This window comes from Colwellia piezophila ATCC BAA-637, assembly GCF_000378625.1.
In the GTDB taxonomy this organism is placed as follows: Bacteria; Pseudomonadota; Gammaproteobacteria; order Enterobacterales; family Alteromonadaceae; genus Colwellia; species Colwellia piezophila.
Genome location: NZ_KB905163.1, coordinates 101293 through 117501 on the forward strand (window position 1 = coordinate 101293; position 16209 = coordinate 117501).

Here is a 16209-nt window from a genome sequence, read left to right on the forward strand (position 1 = left end):
TAATTCGCTCACATAGATTTTAAAGCATAGCTTTTAAAGCGTAGTTTTTCTTATTGCTTAGCTTCGTCTAGGGCCGACTTGCTAATATCTTTAATCTTGTGTTTATTCCCACAAATTGCCGATTGTTTTTCATCGCGATAATAACGTATTTCAATACAATCTTGCTGATAACGACGATCTAACTCGGTGCGCACAATAATACTTTTTGCATTAATAATTTGCTTATGCAGCGTTTGACACTCTTGGATTTGCTCAGTGGCTAAAGTGATGTCTTCACATGCACTATCCACACTTGAACAACTTGTTAATAACACGACAACAGGAACTACCAATAACAATAATTTATTCATTTTACCATTCCATTAACTTTTGAAAACATTTTATTACAATGGCATTATTATACCCAAGCAAGGCTAAAATGCGAGTAGCTATATTGTTCTAAACGATATCAATTACTTAAACTTATCATTTGTATTTTTAGCTTTATTTTTAACCACTTATATTCATTATTTCGAAACGCTCTAACGATCTACTCTCGCCAGTATTGAGGTTGCCATCTAAAGCTAATTTACCAATAGCAAAACGATGCAAGGCCAGTACTTTATTATCAAAACGACCAAACATACGCTTTATTTGATGGTAACGTCCTTCGGTTAAAGTAACCTCGGCTTCATAAGTAGAAAGAATGTGTAACACTGCCGGTTGGGTGGTTATTTTTTCATAGGAAAAATACATACCCTTGGCAAAAGCACCGATATATTCAGTAGTCAAAGGCTGCTCCAGTGTTACATGATAATGCTTAGCAATTTTATGTTCCGGTGAGGTTAACCGCTCAGACCAACGACTATCGTTGGTTAATAACACTAGCCCTGACGTATTTAGATCGAGTCGACCAACGATGTGTAAGCTATCTCTAATGTTTTGAGCAAACAGTGGCGCTAATAAATCAATAACCGTTTTATGCTTGTCATCTTTGGTCGCACAAACCACGCCAATAGGTTTATTGAGCATGATATAATGGGCTTGATTAGACTGTAATACTTTATTGTCCAAAGTGATGTGCGAAAATTTATCAACAAGCTGAGCTATGTCGCTTGCTACTCTGCCATCAACATACACTCGCTTTTGTGCCAAAATCAGCCGTACTGATTTTCGATTCACTAGGCAAGACTCGCTGATAAAACGATCTAATCGTGTGGTACTAATAGCCATAGACTTTACTTATACCAATTCCATTAAATTATTGCTCACTTGTGCTGGTTAAAATATTCCACGTCTGCGTTGCTCTCAATCCCAATAGCCAGCTATTACTCAATCAAGCGCCTTGCCCTGATTTATTTTCTCTAAGCACAACAAGATCACAAACTTAATGAAAATGGTATTTCCTTAAAAAGATACGCTTGAAAAAGAGAAGCTTTAGCTGCTAAATACTGGCCAATGATTGCTGTGTAGCAATTAAATTAAGGACTTTGTGTAATTTAGCTTGTACAAATCCCTTTAATATTTTCGGCTGCTGTGTAAGTAGCGACAACTCTGATTCGGTAATGGCGATATGGCAACGTAATTGTTGTTCGCTTTGGTTAAAGCCACTAATTACATCATCAGAGAACTCACTAATAGCAAGGCTATCGGCTGATAACGTCTCTAATTCACCTTGGCATTGCTTAAAACTTGCCGGTGTCTCCAAAGATAATCGAATAGTTAAAATATCCTCTTCATCACCATACCAATTAGCGGTTAAGGTCTGAAAATTAAACAATGCCTCGAGCTTATTAGCGATGGCTTTTAATTTTACAAACTTATCAAGTAAGTCTTGAGCTACTTGAATCGATATGGGTAGCGTTTCGGTCATTACATATGCTCTTCATTTTATCAGTTCTGTGCTGTAACCCCTATCATAACCGTGTTGCCGCTAAACTCCAGCTTGTTCAGTCAATATAATCAAACTCCATTTATTAATTTACGCTATAGCGTTGAATGATTACATTACAGCGCATTACAAAAATTACTGTTGTGGCGATTGGTGACTTATTTCAGGTTAACTAATACCAAGTACATTAATTAATTGACCATTTTATTAGTGTCATTGGTCTAACCCCACGTTCACTTTCGAACATGCCTGCTTTAAAAGCGAACAGCACTGGCAGTAAAAACCAAAAACAAACAACTAACTAGTTGATTTTATTATATTCTTTATATTGGCATGGTTATTTCATTACTTAACTCATCAGTTAAGAATAACAGTGAAACTTTATGAAGATTGCATTAACAAAAAAACAACCTTGGAAAAAATGGACCGCCATCGCCAGCTTTACTTTATTAATGGCCTATGCCGGTTACAGTGTCAGCGGCAAAGCAACAAAATCGGTGTCGTTAAGTCAGTTAAGTTTTCAAACGGTAGTACAAGGCGACTTAGATATTTATGCGAATGCCTATGGGGAGTTTGCTTCAGCAAAAGAACGTTTATTAACGGCGCCCGCATTAGGTAAGGTTGCTGAAATTTTAGTACGCCCGGGTACGAAAGTAACACCAGAAACGGTTATTCTCCATTTAACCAATCCTAGGCTCGTGCAAGAAGTTAATGCCGCCAATGGCCAACTTGCTCAGCAATTAGCGCAAAGAGAAGCGTACAAATACGAACAACAAAGTGAACGCTTAAATTATCAGGGCCGAATTGCCGACATTGAAGCTGAAATTGAAAAAGCTGAGCTAGAACTATCCGTTAACAATAATTTAATGAATCTAGGTGTTTCATCAAAAATAGAATTACAACGTGCCAAGTTGGCAGTAAAACAAGAAAGTAGACGATTGGGTTTTGAAAAGAAAAAATATAAGCAGTTCATTGAAATGCAAGGCTACCAACTTACCCAACGCGATATCACCATCAAACAACAGCAAGCCCAAGTTAGCTTACTTGAACAGCAACTGGATGATATGAAGGTGAAAGCCGGCATCAATGGCTCACTGCAAACCTTAGAAGTTGAATTAGGACAAAGTGTACAATTAGGTCAATCGCTAGCAAAAGTTGGTAGTGATGAAGAACTCATTGTGCGTTTACGTTTACCACAAAATCAAGCCGATCAAATAGACATCAATGCGCCTGTTTTTATTGACACGCAAAAAGGTATTATCAAAGGCCATATCACTCGTATCGAAAGTGTCGTTAGCAACGGTTCAGTATTAGCCGAGGCGGTAATTGATGAGCCATTAACCTCTAATGCTCGCCCAGCACTATCAATCTCAGCGCAAGTATTTGTTAAAAATCAACAAGCGGCTAGCTATATTGAGCAAGTACCAGGCTTTCGTCCACGTAGTAAGCAAAGCGTTTTTGTTCGCACGCAAGACAACTTGCTAGTGCAAAAAACGGTCACATTCGGCGAACTTTCAAAAAATAAATTAGTGATCACCTCAGGCTTACAACCTGGCGAGCAGCTAGTCAGCAGCGATACCCAGAAATACAATAAATATCAGCAACTTTTACTCATTGAATAAAAACCTAAACAACGGCACTGAACAGCACAAATAACCAATATTAAAAATAACGCACATGAAAGCAGATGGCTAATTCTGCAGCAACAACGATAAAAATTAAGGAATACCCTATGAAAAATATAGTTACTATGAAAAATATCCACAAACGTTACGACAGCCAACAAATAGAAACCCATGCTTTACAAGGTATTAGTTTAGAAATAAACCAAGGTGAGTTTGTTGCTATTACCGGACCTTCAGGTTGTGGCAAGTCAACGTTGTTATCAATTATGGGCTTAATGGACTCCGCCAGTGAAGGCGAATATCAACTGGCTAATATTGCCACCAATGGCTTAAAAGTGGATCAACGCACGCAAATTCGTAATGAACATATTGGCTACGTTTTTCAATCATTCAATTTAATCGATAACTTAACGGTATTTGAAAATGTGGCGCTGCCGCTTGAACACCGAGGTTGTAAAAAAGCAGAAATAAAACAGCGAGTAGAAGAAGTGCTCAACCAGGTTGATATGTTACACCGTCAACAGTATCGACCGAATCAACTCTCCGGTGGTCAGCAACAACGAATTGCCATTGCTCGTGCCCTTGTCGGCAAACCCGACTTGATATTAGTGGATGAGCCAACAGGTAACTTAGACAGCAAAAATGGTGACCAAGTTATGTCGCTATTAGCGCAACTAAACAAAAACGGCTCAACGATTGTTATGGTAACCCATGATAGCCGTTATTCACGTTGTGCTAGCCGCCAAATTCAGTTATTGGATGGCCAGATTGTTTCAGAAATCAGCGCTAATGTAAGCGCCGATTTAAGTACTGTTGAGACAAATAAAAAGTCATTGCAGGGGGTTGCATGAGTTTATTGAAAAAAGCCTTATATCAAGGCATAACTCGGGTATTTTCATTACCGCGCTTAAGCGTACCGTTGATTTTAACCTTAGGATTAACCTTAGGTGCTGTACTAAGTGTTATCTCAATTGCATCGACCTTGTTATACCAACCATTGCAAGGTGTTAAAAATGAGGCTTCGCTGAAAACCTTTGACTATCGCTTTAATATGTCGGATACCTTAAGTGTGTCTTATTGGAACATGAGTCGCTTGGTCGATTTTAGTGAACAGTTTGGCGATTTAGGTGAATGGGCAGGTATCGCCCCGTCAGAGCAAGATGTTGTCGTCAATAACACCACGTTTGCCACCACCCGTTATGATGCTTCCAGTAACATTACTTCAGTGTTAGGTAGCCAGCTATTACTGGGAGATGATGTCACCATTGAGTCACCAGAAAAATACGTATGGATATCAGACAGCCTTTGGCAAAATGCTTTTGCTGGTGTTAAATCTGTCATCGGTAAACAAGTTACCATTGCCAATAAAAACTATATCATTGCCGGTGTCATTGAAGATGTTATGGCGATTAAAAGTAACCAAGCCATTTTACCTCAACAAGTGTGGTTTATCGCCAACCTAACCAAGGTAAAAGCTCAAACGGATAACGTCGGTAATATCAGCAATGAACTTGATAACCTCATTCTAAAATCAGCTGATGGCCAAGAAAAAGTGCCTTCACAAGCACAAGTTGATGCCTGGTTAGAAGATTATGTCACCCGCAATGTTGATGGTGAGCAAGTACAAATGTTTATGGACTTTATCAACAACACCAATAAAGTCGCCAAGGGCAGTCGCTATCGCAGCAATATGTTAGGGGAAACCGAAAGTTTACTTATTGCTTTATTTGCCGCGGTTATCGGTTTGTTATTAATGGCGACGCTTAATCTACTTAATTTATTTATCGCCCATTACCAAGGAAGAACCAAAGAGTTTGCTATTCAAATAAGCTTAGGCGCCAGTCTAACAAAAATGCGCTTGTTGGTATTACTTGAAAACCTACCGAGTTTTATTTTAGCGGCATTAACTGGTTTATTAGTTACCGGCTGGGCAATAAGAAGTTTACCGTTAATTGCCGGTGATAGTTTACCAATGATGGATGCCATTGCCATTGATGGCACAACCATGCTTGCTTCAGTTGCTATCATCTTAGTGTTAAGCGTTTTATTTAGCGCACTAGCCCTAGTTGATATTGATAAACAGGCTTTGGGTAACAACTTAAACAGTAGTGGTAAAGGTATTCAGGCACAAAGCAATCAATGGTTAAGCCGGGTATTAATGGTGCTGCAATTATCTATTGCTTCGATATTACTGACCGCTTCGGTGATGATCGCTATGCAAAGCTATCAGGCCGTTTACCAAGATCTTGGTTATGATATTGGCAATAGTTATGAAATTGGCGTAACCGTTAGCGATGAAGAATACGTAACGCAATTAAACACCTTTGACGATTACGGCAAGAGCGAAGCTAAACAGTTGCTTGATGACTTATCTCGTTTAATCGAACAAGAAGTTAGCAATAGCCAAGTTATAACACCTAACTATGGCCCTTTATCTGATTCTTTACGGGTAAATGCCTTTCGCGATGAAACCTCAGGTCAGCGGGTTATTCACCAAATAAAAACCTTAGGGGCGAAGTATTTCTCTACCTTTAATATCCCTATGTTAGCGGGTGCTAATGTCAGCCAAGCGCAAATCGATAATGATGAAGATAGAATTGTCATAGATGAAAATATGGCAAAACTATTATTTTCAGAGTTAACTTACCAAGAGGTTATCGGCAAAACGATTCAAATGAGTGCTGATAGCTCAATCCCTCCCTCAATTGTTACTGGCATTGTTGGAAATACCATAGGTCAAACGGGTATTGCTGAGCCGTTAGGTTTACCGGCAATTTACTCTCATCGAGTAAGACCCGGCACGACCATGCAGTTCACTGTGATGTTGCCTGAAGGTGAAACCGTAACTGCCGCCATGCTAACAAGTGCAGTTAAACGCCAATTCCCGCGTTTAACTAACGTGACAGTGGAGTCATTAAATGATGCTTGGCAGAGACAAACACTAAACCAGCGCCTTAGTTTATGGATAGTATTAGCTATGACCGGCTTAACCCTTTTCCTTGCTGCCATCGGTGTTGCTGGCTTAACACAAATGACCACTAACCACAGAAAATATGAGCTTGCCGTACGTATGGCTACAGGAGCGAAACAAGCTAAATTGGTTAACTTTATCTTAAAAGATGCGCTTGTTATGTTAGTGGTAGGTTTAGGCTTAGGTTTTATTATCTCAGTATTTGGCTATGCACAAATATCACAACACTTAGAGATGTTACCCGACTTTAACTGGTTAGCGATGGCCGCCTTAGATGCTGCCTTAGTTATTATCGTTATTTTGTCGGTCATTATGCCTGCATGGCGAGTTATCAGTAGCGATCCGATGCAAGCCTTACGTGAAGAGTAATCAGCTAACCTCTGGTAATGTACCGATAAATAGAGTCTTTATTGCTATAACACTAGCCAATCGACCAAACTAGTTGGCATACTACTAGCCAATAAAATAATAAAGGAAGCGACTTCACTCGTTTCCTTTTCTTTTACCACACTGTATATTTTAGCTAAGCAAGACCACTTATTTTAATGGAAACCTATATGACCAATGCCACGATTTTAATTGCTGATGATGATGAAGATATTCGTTTTGCGTTAAACTTATTACTTAGCTCTGAGGGTTACCAGATCATTGAAGCCGAAAATGCCAAAGAGATCATCATTCAAAGCAATCGACAACAGCCAGATTTAGTGCTACTCGATATGAATTTTTCTCGTGATACTACCAGTGGCCAAGAAGGGTTAGCCATTTTAGAGCAGTTACAGCCGCTCAATATCCCGGTGATATTAATGACAGCATGGGGCTCAATCGAGTTGGCAGTGCAAGGTTTACAAAAAGGTGCCAATGACTTTATCGAAAAGCCATGGAATAAACTAAAGCTGTTAAACAGTATCAAACAACAATTAAGTTTTTCTCAGGTGAAAGAACAAAACCAAGGCTACCGACAATTACTCGCCCCAGAGAGTAAAAAAGCTTGGGTCTGTCAATCTCCTAGCATGCAGGCCATTGAAACCTTGATAGCACAAATAGCACCAACCGATGCCAACATTCTAATCTTAGGCGAAAATGGTACCGGTAAATCACTGCTGGCCGAGCGTATTCATCAACTCTCTTTACGCCAGCATGCGCCACTTATTACCGTAAATATGGCGGCAATTCCTGATAGCTTATTTGAAAGTGAACTCTTTGGTCATCAGAAAGGCGCCTTTACTGATGCCAAACAAAATCGCATCGGCCGCTTTCAACTGGCCGACAAGGGCACCTTGTTTTTTGATGAAATTGGTTCCTTGCCACTCACTCTGCAACCTAAATTATTACGGGTTTTAGAAACCGGACAATTTGAAATTTTAGGTTCAAGCCAAACGCAAGTTGCTGATGTTAGGCTGATAAGCGCCACCAATGCCGACCTTAAACAACTGGTGAGCAAGCAAGCTTTTCGCCAAGACTTATTGTATCGCTTAAATACCTTAGTGATTACCATTCCGCCCCTGCGCGAACGCCTTGAAGATATTGCAGACTTAGCCATTAGTTTTATCAGTCAATTTAGCGCTAAGTATCGTAAGCAAACTTTAACTATGAGTGCTTGTGCGATCAATAAATTAAAACAGCACAGTTGGCCAGGCAATATTCGCGAATTTAGTCATGTTATTGAACGTGCAGTATTACTTAGCTCTACTGATGAAATAACCGCGCAGCAACTGTTATTAGAAAGCACAGATAACACTAGCGATTCGGTAATATTACAACCCCTTGAACAGTCTGAAAGACAATTAATTGAAAAAGCAATGAGCGTGACTGACGGGCAAGTTATTGAAGCAGCAAAATTATTAGATATTTCACGAAACGCGCTTTATCGACGTTTAGAAAAATTTGCTATTCATCATGACCAATAATATTAAAGCTGGTAATCCTAAAACAGGAAAATCTTTCACGCTAAAATTTAGCCATGAGCAATGGCTTGCTTTGGGTTTAACAAGTACGCTAATAGTAATCTTAATACTGGTTTCGGCCTTAACGTACAGCTTAGGTTGGAGCAAACTGGCGGTTGCTACCTTAGTATTCTTGCTCTGTTATCCCCTTATTTGGCTTGCGTGGCGGTGTTACCATTTTTGGCGGCAAGCCATTATGCAGCTAACTACCTACACCCAGGTTATTCGAGAGGGTGAAACAAACTTACGCTTTAAAGCACAACACCCAGACAATTTACTCGCGGGTTTACAACAAGAAATATCTGCCCTAGCCTTAGGCAACGAACAAAAAGTAAAACAAAACCAAACCCTTGAAAATGTGCTTAGCCATATTCTCGACTCTTGGCCTATTCCGGTGTGCTTATTCGATGAAAACAACCAATTAACTTATCGTAATATAGCCATGAAAGAAAAAATCCAACAGCCTATGTTAATGGGTACTAGTGCTGCAGATTTAGGTTTTGTCATGGAGAACGATACATTAACGCACAGCCAGTTCAATCAACAGTGGCAGTGCCAAAGTATTAGCTACCTTTATCAGCAAAAAAAATGTCACATTTTTTCTGCCTTAGATATTTCCCAGCCGCTGCATCAGCAACAAAGCATTACCCAACAGAACCTTATTCGGGTATTGGCCCATGAACTGCGTAATTCATTAACGCCCATGGCCTCAATGGCAGACACCTTATTATGCAACGATAGTTTTAATGAAGAACAAGTCCGCATGGTACTGGGTAGAATCAAAATACGAAGTGAACGCTTACTTAGTTTTATTAATCAATATAGTCAACTAAGTCACCTGCCAGCGCCTAAATCGACTTGGTTTGATTTTAATACCTTACTTGATGAAGCCAAAGCCATGATCACCGAGCCTTGCACTATCCATTATCAAGGTAACGCCCAATGTTATGCTGACGAACAACAAATGGCGCAGATATTAATCAATATTTTCAAAAATGCCCAAGAAGCTTGTGAGAAAGAAAGCTGTGAAATTAGCGTCTGTATTTTCTATCAGCAAGACAGCCTGCAAGGCAATCAACATGGCAGGCAGGTTATTGAAATTATCGATAATGGTCCTGGTTTTGCCAACCTTGATAATGCCTTAACGCCTTTTTACACCACAAAAAGTCATGGCTCGGGTATAGGGCTATCATTGTGCGCCGAAATAACACGTAATCATGGTGGCGAATTCAGCTTAGAAAATATCGATAGTGGAGCAAAAATAATTATGTCATGGCCTGTAGGCAATAAAATGAATAATTAGACCGCCGTGCTAGTAATAACTTCTCCGGTGCTTTCACCTTAATAAACACTTACCAATACATACAAAAACGGGCCTAATGGCCCGTTCTTATTGAGTAAATTTCTGCTATCAATAGTGACTTATTAGCACCCGGGGTTATATGCTACCAACAGTAAGGATTACTAGTGCCGCTAGTGTTTTTTGCCGTTCTCTGCCCCTTAGAGTCAATGGTAAAGGTTTTACAATAGCTGTCTTTAGCCTGTGAAGATCCCGATTTAGCCGTGGCACTTAACGAGAAGCTAGTGGTAATTGAGCCACTAGAACCCGCACTCGACGAAAGCGTGTAATAGCTTTTTGTGCTTTCTGCAGAACCATTATTTAAACCACTCGATGATGTTATATCTGCGGTATAAGTGCCGTTTTGAATAAAAAATTTCTCCTGTGAAATAGCAAGGCGCATTAACGACTCTGTGGCATCAGCCCTGAGGCCTTTTCTCACCGAATCCATATAACTTGGATAGGCAATTGATGAAATAATGCCAATAATAGCCACGGTAATCATCAATTCAATGAGGGTAAAACCCTTTGCTTTACTGGCATACTTACCCTTTGATTTTTTACTTAACATCCCGATGACACTCCTTTTTTAGTTTTATTGGTCGGTAATATCGATCCAAGTGCGCCTTCCTTTGATAAAGTTAGGGCCTGCGGTAAAGCCAGTACTTTCATTGCCACCAACAATAACAAGTGGAGTAATTGGAACAGCAGGATCCCCCGAACCAGGACCATCCTGCACACCATCATAAATGGCAATTAAGTTAATCAGAATCCCTAAGCTTATCTCTGTGTTATCCACATCTATTTGATCTCTATTTTCATTTGCACATTGTTCTATATCAGAACTTCCAGCACAATGCGTTGCGATTATTCTGTCATAAGCAGCGGTAACATCTTCAATGCTATGAAGGTCATCGTAAGGTTCCAGTATCTGCAAAAACTCCGCAATTAATGCCTCTTTAATCTTAACGGCAACGGCCGCTTTCCAAGTATCGTCGCCATAACATACAGGTCCTTTGTAATGCCAAAATAACGTTGATTCGTATAATAGCCCTGCCTCTTCCTCAACTTTAACTCTAAGTCCGCCATATATATTTTCAAAGGTGCCATCACCATCAACATCTTCTTTTAAAACAATGGTATTACCATTGATCAACATTGATGCAGGTAAATCATCTGGATTTTGATGATATAAGTCTGACAAAGTCGTTATTTCGGTTGGATCAATTAACTGGGTAATGAGCGCGCCATTTCTCCAGCGACCAAGGGTGATGGCAGAATTTTTATTAACACAACCTGTATTTGTTGCGTGCAGACCTCCATCTAAAATTGAGTGGTTATCGAAGGCATTTCTCAGTGTGCCGCCATTGGCTTGAATATCGTTAATAGAAACAAGAAGAGAGTTACCGTCATCGTCTGTTAGGGTAGTTATAGCAGTCCCCGATGCTTGCAAAGCTTTTAATCTACGATGGATCATGGTCTGATATTCAAGCACATTATAAGTATTAGTGCCGATATGCAGTAGACTTTTTGAAGATAAATCCGCGTTTGCAATGATGACAATGAAGTTCTTGTCATTAGCGAGAATTTCATCAACTTGTAATTGTTTTGCATCCCCTTGGTTTACTTCAAAATAGTCAACATAAGGTTGATTTACTTTTTTATCGTATTCATGGGTATGTGCCGTTGTTTTTCCGCCATAACCAGCATTTTTATCCTTATTATTAGGGCCCTTTGGTGAATCTGTATCAACATCAATATGACCCCCTAAAAACCCACAGCCCTCGGTACAAGCTATTGGCGCAACAGCTAACTGTTCAAAGTTAAGGAACTTGGTATCTATACCATTGGCAATTCTAGCTATTAGCGGGCCAGACATGATGCCTGATGAAACCTTCCATGCGACCGCGACATCAGTAACTAACTTACTACCCCCCACATTATCGTCATGATCTAACGAACCATCACCATCAATGTCAAAAATTGCGTGTGGCGGTGGACCACCATTTAAATAGGCAGGTTCAATTAACCAGTTTTCTTCATTGATGGGATTTGTCACTGTCGTTTGAATTCGTCCATCCCTTAATTGGTGATTAGTCACCACACGATTGCCACCCGTTAATTCGACCATCCAACCGGTATGACTGGTCCAATCAATCGCAGCATTCGATAATGTTTTAATGGTCTGCGTTGAAATGGTTTTTTCAGCCGATAATGTTTGCGTTAGCAATGAATGGGTACCTGGGGTTGTACCTTTATCCCATATACCGTAGATAGCTTGTGTAAATATATCCGAAAGGTCGCTGTCAGACAGTATTTTTCCTGTACCGAAGAATATTAATTTCCCACCGTGTGGATGAGTGGTAACACTAACTTTTGTTGTGATAGGGCGGGTCACGCCTGCAGAAAAAATAGCTTTACCATAGGCCAATGACTTGGTTTTTAAATCAAACTTCCATAAATTACCATTTAAGTCACCCGCATAGGCGTAATCATAAATGCCATCACCATCGATATCGATTAATGAAGGGGTAGATAGACCATTGGGGGCTTCAGGAGTGCCTGAGTTAGTGCTAATGGTTGTGAACGTACCATCTTCAATGTCGCTAAGAATCAGTTGTGCTACTCCACTAGCACTGTTATAGCCATTACCAACGATAGAGTAGTACTTACCATCTGCTAACTTAACTACGCTTGCTCGGCCGTAAGCATCACCTAATACAGGTTGTTCCCAGCTAGTTTTTATCCACATCACTTTGCTATCAGTTCCGGTATTTTTTGTTTCTGAAGATAAGTTAGGATCTGTAATATCTAAAGCAAAACGTTCACTACCACCCGCACCTAAGCTTCCTATTAAAACAGTATGCCAAGCATTATCGAAATAAACATCGTTTACAGAAAGTTCCCCATCTACATAATATGTATGGCTATAAGGATCTGCTGAAAGGTTATCTAACCTTTGAATAACTGACATTGGAATAAAGGCATAAACTTCATCGCCGGTTACGGCATTAAAAACATGTAACATGCCATCATTTGCGCCTACATAAACCCTTGGCGCTCGTGACGCGTGAAGCTTTTGAAAGGCTATATAGCTTGAATCTGAATAATTGCCTGCTGGTGCCCCGACATATACAGGATTTGAATGAATAATATCGCCTAATAAATTATAACGGGTTCGTAATGTGCCATTAGGCTTTTCGTTGCTTCTATCGCCTCGAATAAAATCCAATATCGGGCTTGTAGTAGTAGCATCATTATTAAAGGCAATTTTATCTAGTTTTCTCTTCCTTTCAGCTGATAAATTTTTCCACCTAAAAGCAACTTGTTTGTTACCATCCCAAGTGATTATTTTACGAGCATCCCAATAATTTGGATTCGCAGCTTCTGCTGCATTAAACCGCAGGCGTGCAGACCAGTTAGCGCCGGTACCTGTATTTCTCGGCTCTAAAGTAGATAAGTCAACACTTGTTGATATTGCCCCTAAAGAGGATATATCGTACTCAACGAGATCCCCTTGCCAAGCACCATTTTCAAACCAAGGACGATAGCCTTTAGCACCACCTTTCAAATCAAAAGTACTTAGTGCCATCGGTTGGATATAACCAGGAGGCTGATTTTTTGCAGTAAAAGGGTCGGCTGCATAGGCAGGACTTAGGAAAAATAAAGCCGGTAAGATAAAATACAAACTACACATCAATAATCTATTCATTTCATTGCTCCAATTTAAACTGATATATTCCGTGTTATGGTTGTTCTAATGTTACATAGACAGACTGTACCACTCGTTCCGATCTTTTTAATCCCAAACTTCTCGCCGTGACCCTGTAGGCATAAACATATGAACCGGTCTTAGACAAGCCACTACTCTCGGAGGATTCATCTTCCCCTGGCAAGGTTTGCCTACCATCAAACTGGATAACAAAGGCTTCATTAGCCGTTCTACCCGCCTCTACAGCGGTAAAAGTATCCCAATTCAACGCTCTAACATTAAGTATCTCATCGTTATTATAATAGCCGTCTCCAGCGATACTAAAATCAAAAGTGCCCGCTATAGCTACCTGTGTTTCTAATGCGTTTTCTGCTATTACTAAAGAGCTATCGGCGTTGCTACGCGTAACCGTCTGAAACTGGCTATTGCCTGACATAGCCAGTTGTAAAATAGCCGTTTTATAGCCCGTTATACCAATTAATGTAACTAGCAATAAAATCAGTAAAGCGACAGGTAATATAAAACCATCTGTTGAAGAACGAAAAGAAAAGTCTTTTTTCAGCATATTAATCACCATTAACTATTATTTAATAGGTTTCGTAACGTAATCGTCGAGCGAAAGACCAATCGGTGGAAGTTATCCGCGGGTTTATAGATAACATCTCCAAGCGTGTAGGTATTACTATCGGTAAATGATTTGTCTGGGCAGTCATCTCTAACGATGATTGACATCCTTATCGAGACCACATTATTCCAATTAACAACACTTGCTGCATTTACATACTGATTAGGTGCACTGTCTGCAGTTTGGTCAACACCATATTCGAATTGTAAATGCTCAACACCTACCAATAACTGCTCACTTGTAGGAACCCCTAACTCCAATGATTTCCAAAACAGTGCCGGAACTGTGCTCCCTTGACAACTTTCGTTCGAATTTCCTACGTAATATGAGCGTGCTATCAATTGATGCGCTGTTTGAATGTTATTAGTAATATTGGTATTATTTGCGTTGGCCACATCACTACCTAAGAAGACCCTACCCTCAAATAATGATGATAGCAGATACAATTCATTAGCTTCATAGGCAGTAGTTAACCAAGGGCTCGCAAACCTTACAGTCACTATGTCCCCTCTGAGGTAATCCGATCCGCTAATACAGTTATAGCCAGCATTAGTATCATTTAAACCATAGATATTCTGGGCTAACATAGTGCCCCAAGTATTTCCTGCAGTGAGGCAAGTAGTATTAAAAGCTGATGGTCCAACCGTGCCAGAAATCTCATCAATATTAGCATTGCCGCCAAAGTATCCTGCTCGCCTTAAATCTCGAGAAATAATAGCGACAGCAAAGCGCCCAGTCTCTTGTATGTTGGCTAATCGCTCGGTCACTTTATTTGCGGTTTGACTACTAACAAAAAACGTTAAAACACCACCGAGTACGAATATACCAATAAACATGGCAATCATGAGTTCAATTAAACTAAAGCCGGTGTTTTTTTTACTTGTAGATGGCTGTTTCATTATCATATCGTTCATCTCCATCCTATATAATGACCTGTAAACAGTTCAAATCTGCACTGGTTTGTACCGGACAGTTTTTAGCAGTCGAACCACTTAAATCCGCATCCCATCTAATGGTAATTGTTATAGGTCCACCGGCTTGTTCTATTTCTCCACCACCGGCAGGTAAATTATCTATCAACATCTTTTGCCAAGTATAAATATCATATTGCGCCATTTGTATCGCGGTGCAAAAATTACTGACACAGTCCACTTCGCCTGGCACAACAGCATGGGCAACAACATAGGACAGCGATTGAATAGAGTTTGCTCTTATACGCTCAATCATGTCAGTCAAATATATAGAGGCTTGTTCATTATCTAATGCTTGCTTCGCGCTGCGCATTTGCGATAACTGTAACGATAAAATGCCCAGTATTCCTACGGCAACGATAACAGTGGTAACTAGGACTTCGACTAACGAAAATCCAAGTGAACTTTTCAGTCTATAGTTTTTTATCATAATGTAGTCATTACCTAATAACAGCTAGTCTGCGGTTTTCGGTCAATGCCTCGAACACTCACCTTGCCAAATCGATTAATAACGATGGTTCGTGTTTGTGCATCGACTTCATTTTTATAACATAACACCATATCGCCAGAAGCGATGGCTTCTCCGGCGGCGCTAAAAACCACATTAGATTTATAAGCAGTTGTTGTTCCATGAAGAGAGTAGTTTGAATCGAAAGGCGCATATATTGAAATCACGGGGTCAAAATCAGCAACAGCTGTGACTTCACGGACAATCCAACCACCCTCCCAACTCCCCGCATTCGAACAGTCTGTTTTATCCGGATTACTGGTGCAAACAGTTACATTCACACCGCGTTTGATTGCTTCGCTTCTAGCCACAACAATGGAGCGGTGCATGTCATTGGCTAGGTTTGACATATTGGTAGATTTTATTGATTCTAAAAAAGAAGGTAACGCGACACTCGCAAGGATGCCGACGATACTGATAGTGATGAGAACTTCGAGTAAGTTAAAGCCTTGTACATAATAAATTCTTTTCGTCTTTAGCATAAATTTGATTCTTTATATTTCCATTTATCTACCATAAAGGGTAGATAACCCCTCTTTATAGGTAAGTATTCTTTTCTTAATTGTTGTTAATCCTTACATCTCGGGTGAGCATAAACACCAAGAAAACAAACCAATTTCCCTACTGGATTAAAGCGACTAC

Annotated in this window: 14 protein-coding genes; 5 read left to right on the forward strand and 9 right to left on the reverse strand. The window is 39.9% G+C overall.

The features are described 5' to 3' along the window. Nucleotides 1-50: 50 nt before the first annotated feature. From F580_RS0107820 to F580_RS0107830, 3 genes are all read right to left on the reverse strand, one after another. The gene (locus F580_RS0107820; RefSeq protein ID WP_019027156.1) at nt 51-350 is read right to left on the reverse strand and encodes a hypothetical protein; all 300 of its coding nucleotides are present in this window, start codon (nt 348-350) and stop codon (nt 51-53) included. A gap of 139 nt (nt 351-489) precedes the next feature. Then, nucleotides 490-1212 carry a pseudouridine synthase gene (locus tag F580_RS0107825; protein WP_019027157.1) on the reverse strand — a complete coding sequence of 241 codons (723 nt, stop codon included), beginning with the start codon at nt 1210-1212 and terminating at the stop codon, nt 490-492. Between the two features lie 211 nt (nt 1213-1423). After that, nucleotides 1424-1852 (reverse strand): hypothetical protein, encoded by a 429-nt coding sequence (locus F580_RS0107830; RefSeq protein ID WP_019027158.1) that lies wholly within the window; start codon nt 1850-1852, stop codon nt 1424-1426. Between the two features lie 401 nt (nt 1853-2253). On the opposite strand from F580_RS0107830, the gene F580_RS0107835 reads away from it, so the two are divergent. From F580_RS0107835 to F580_RS0107855, 5 genes are all read left to right on the forward strand, one after another. Beyond that, nucleotides 2254-3492 carry an efflux RND transporter periplasmic adaptor subunit gene (locus tag F580_RS0107835; RefSeq protein ID WP_019027159.1) on the forward strand — a complete coding sequence of 413 codons (1239 nt, stop codon included), beginning with the start codon at nt 2254-2256 and terminating at the stop codon, nt 3490-3492. Between the two features lie 110 nt (nt 3493-3602). Beyond that, a complete protein-coding gene (locus F580_RS24175; protein ID WP_019027160.1) occupies nt 3603-4346 on the forward strand; it encodes an ABC transporter ATP-binding protein in 744 nt (247 codons plus the stop codon). Further along, on the forward strand, nt 4343-6835 hold the full coding sequence (locus F580_RS0107845; RefSeq protein WP_019027161.1) for an ABC transporter permease: 2493 nt from the start codon (nt 4343-4345) through the stop codon (nt 6833-6835). The genes F580_RS24175 and F580_RS0107845 overlap by 4 nt, the downstream gene beginning before the upstream one ends. Nucleotides 6836-7023: 188 nt before the next feature. Then, nucleotides 7024-8376, forward strand: coding sequence for a sigma-54-dependent transcriptional regulator (locus tag F580_RS0107850; RefSeq protein ID WP_019027162.1), 1353 nt, complete (start codon nt 7024-7026; stop codon nt 8374-8376). Next, the gene (locus F580_RS0107855; protein ID WP_019027163.1) at nt 8366-9715 is read left to right on the forward strand and encodes a sensor histidine kinase; all 1350 of its coding nucleotides are present in this window, start codon (nt 8366-8368) and stop codon (nt 9713-9715) included. The genes F580_RS0107850 and F580_RS0107855 overlap by 11 nt, the downstream gene beginning before the upstream one ends. A gap of 142 nt (nt 9716-9857) precedes the next feature. Here the strand turns inward: F580_RS0107855 and F580_RS27100 are convergent, their stop codons facing one another. The 6 genes from F580_RS27100 to F580_RS25465 are packed head-to-tail and all read right to left on the reverse strand — an operon-like array spanning nt 9858 to nt 16049. Then, nucleotides 9858-10322: a type IV pilin protein gene (locus F580_RS27100; RefSeq protein ID WP_019027164.1), complete on the reverse strand. Its 465-nt coding sequence runs from the start codon at nt 10320-10322 to the stop codon at nt 9858-9860. A 24-nt stretch (nt 10323-10346) separates the two neighbouring features. Next, a complete protein-coding gene (locus F580_RS0107865) occupies nt 10347-13463 on the reverse strand; it encodes a pilus assembly protein (RefSeq protein ID WP_019027165.1) in 3117 nt (1038 codons plus the stop codon). A gap of 34 nt (nt 13464-13497) precedes the next feature. Then, nucleotides 13498-14028 carry a pilus assembly PilX family protein gene (locus F580_RS0107870; protein WP_019027166.1) on the reverse strand — a complete coding sequence of 177 codons (531 nt, stop codon included), beginning with the start codon at nt 14026-14028 and terminating at the stop codon, nt 13498-13500. A gap of 11 nt (nt 14029-14039) precedes the next feature. Then, nucleotides 14040-15002: a PilW family protein gene (locus F580_RS0107875; RefSeq protein ID WP_019027167.1), complete on the reverse strand. Its 963-nt coding sequence runs from the start codon at nt 15000-15002 to the stop codon at nt 14040-14042. A gap of 7 nt (nt 15003-15009) precedes the next feature. After that, nucleotides 15010-15489, reverse strand: coding sequence for a type IV pilus modification protein PilV (gene pilV, locus F580_RS0107880; protein WP_019027168.1), 480 nt, complete (start codon nt 15487-15489; stop codon nt 15010-15012). 14 nt (nt 15490-15503) lie between these two features. After that, nucleotides 15504-16049 (reverse strand): GspH/FimT family pseudopilin, encoded by a 546-nt coding sequence (locus F580_RS25465; RefSeq protein WP_019027169.1) that lies wholly within the window; start codon nt 16047-16049, stop codon nt 15504-15506. Nucleotides 16050-16209 lie beyond the last annotated feature (160 nt).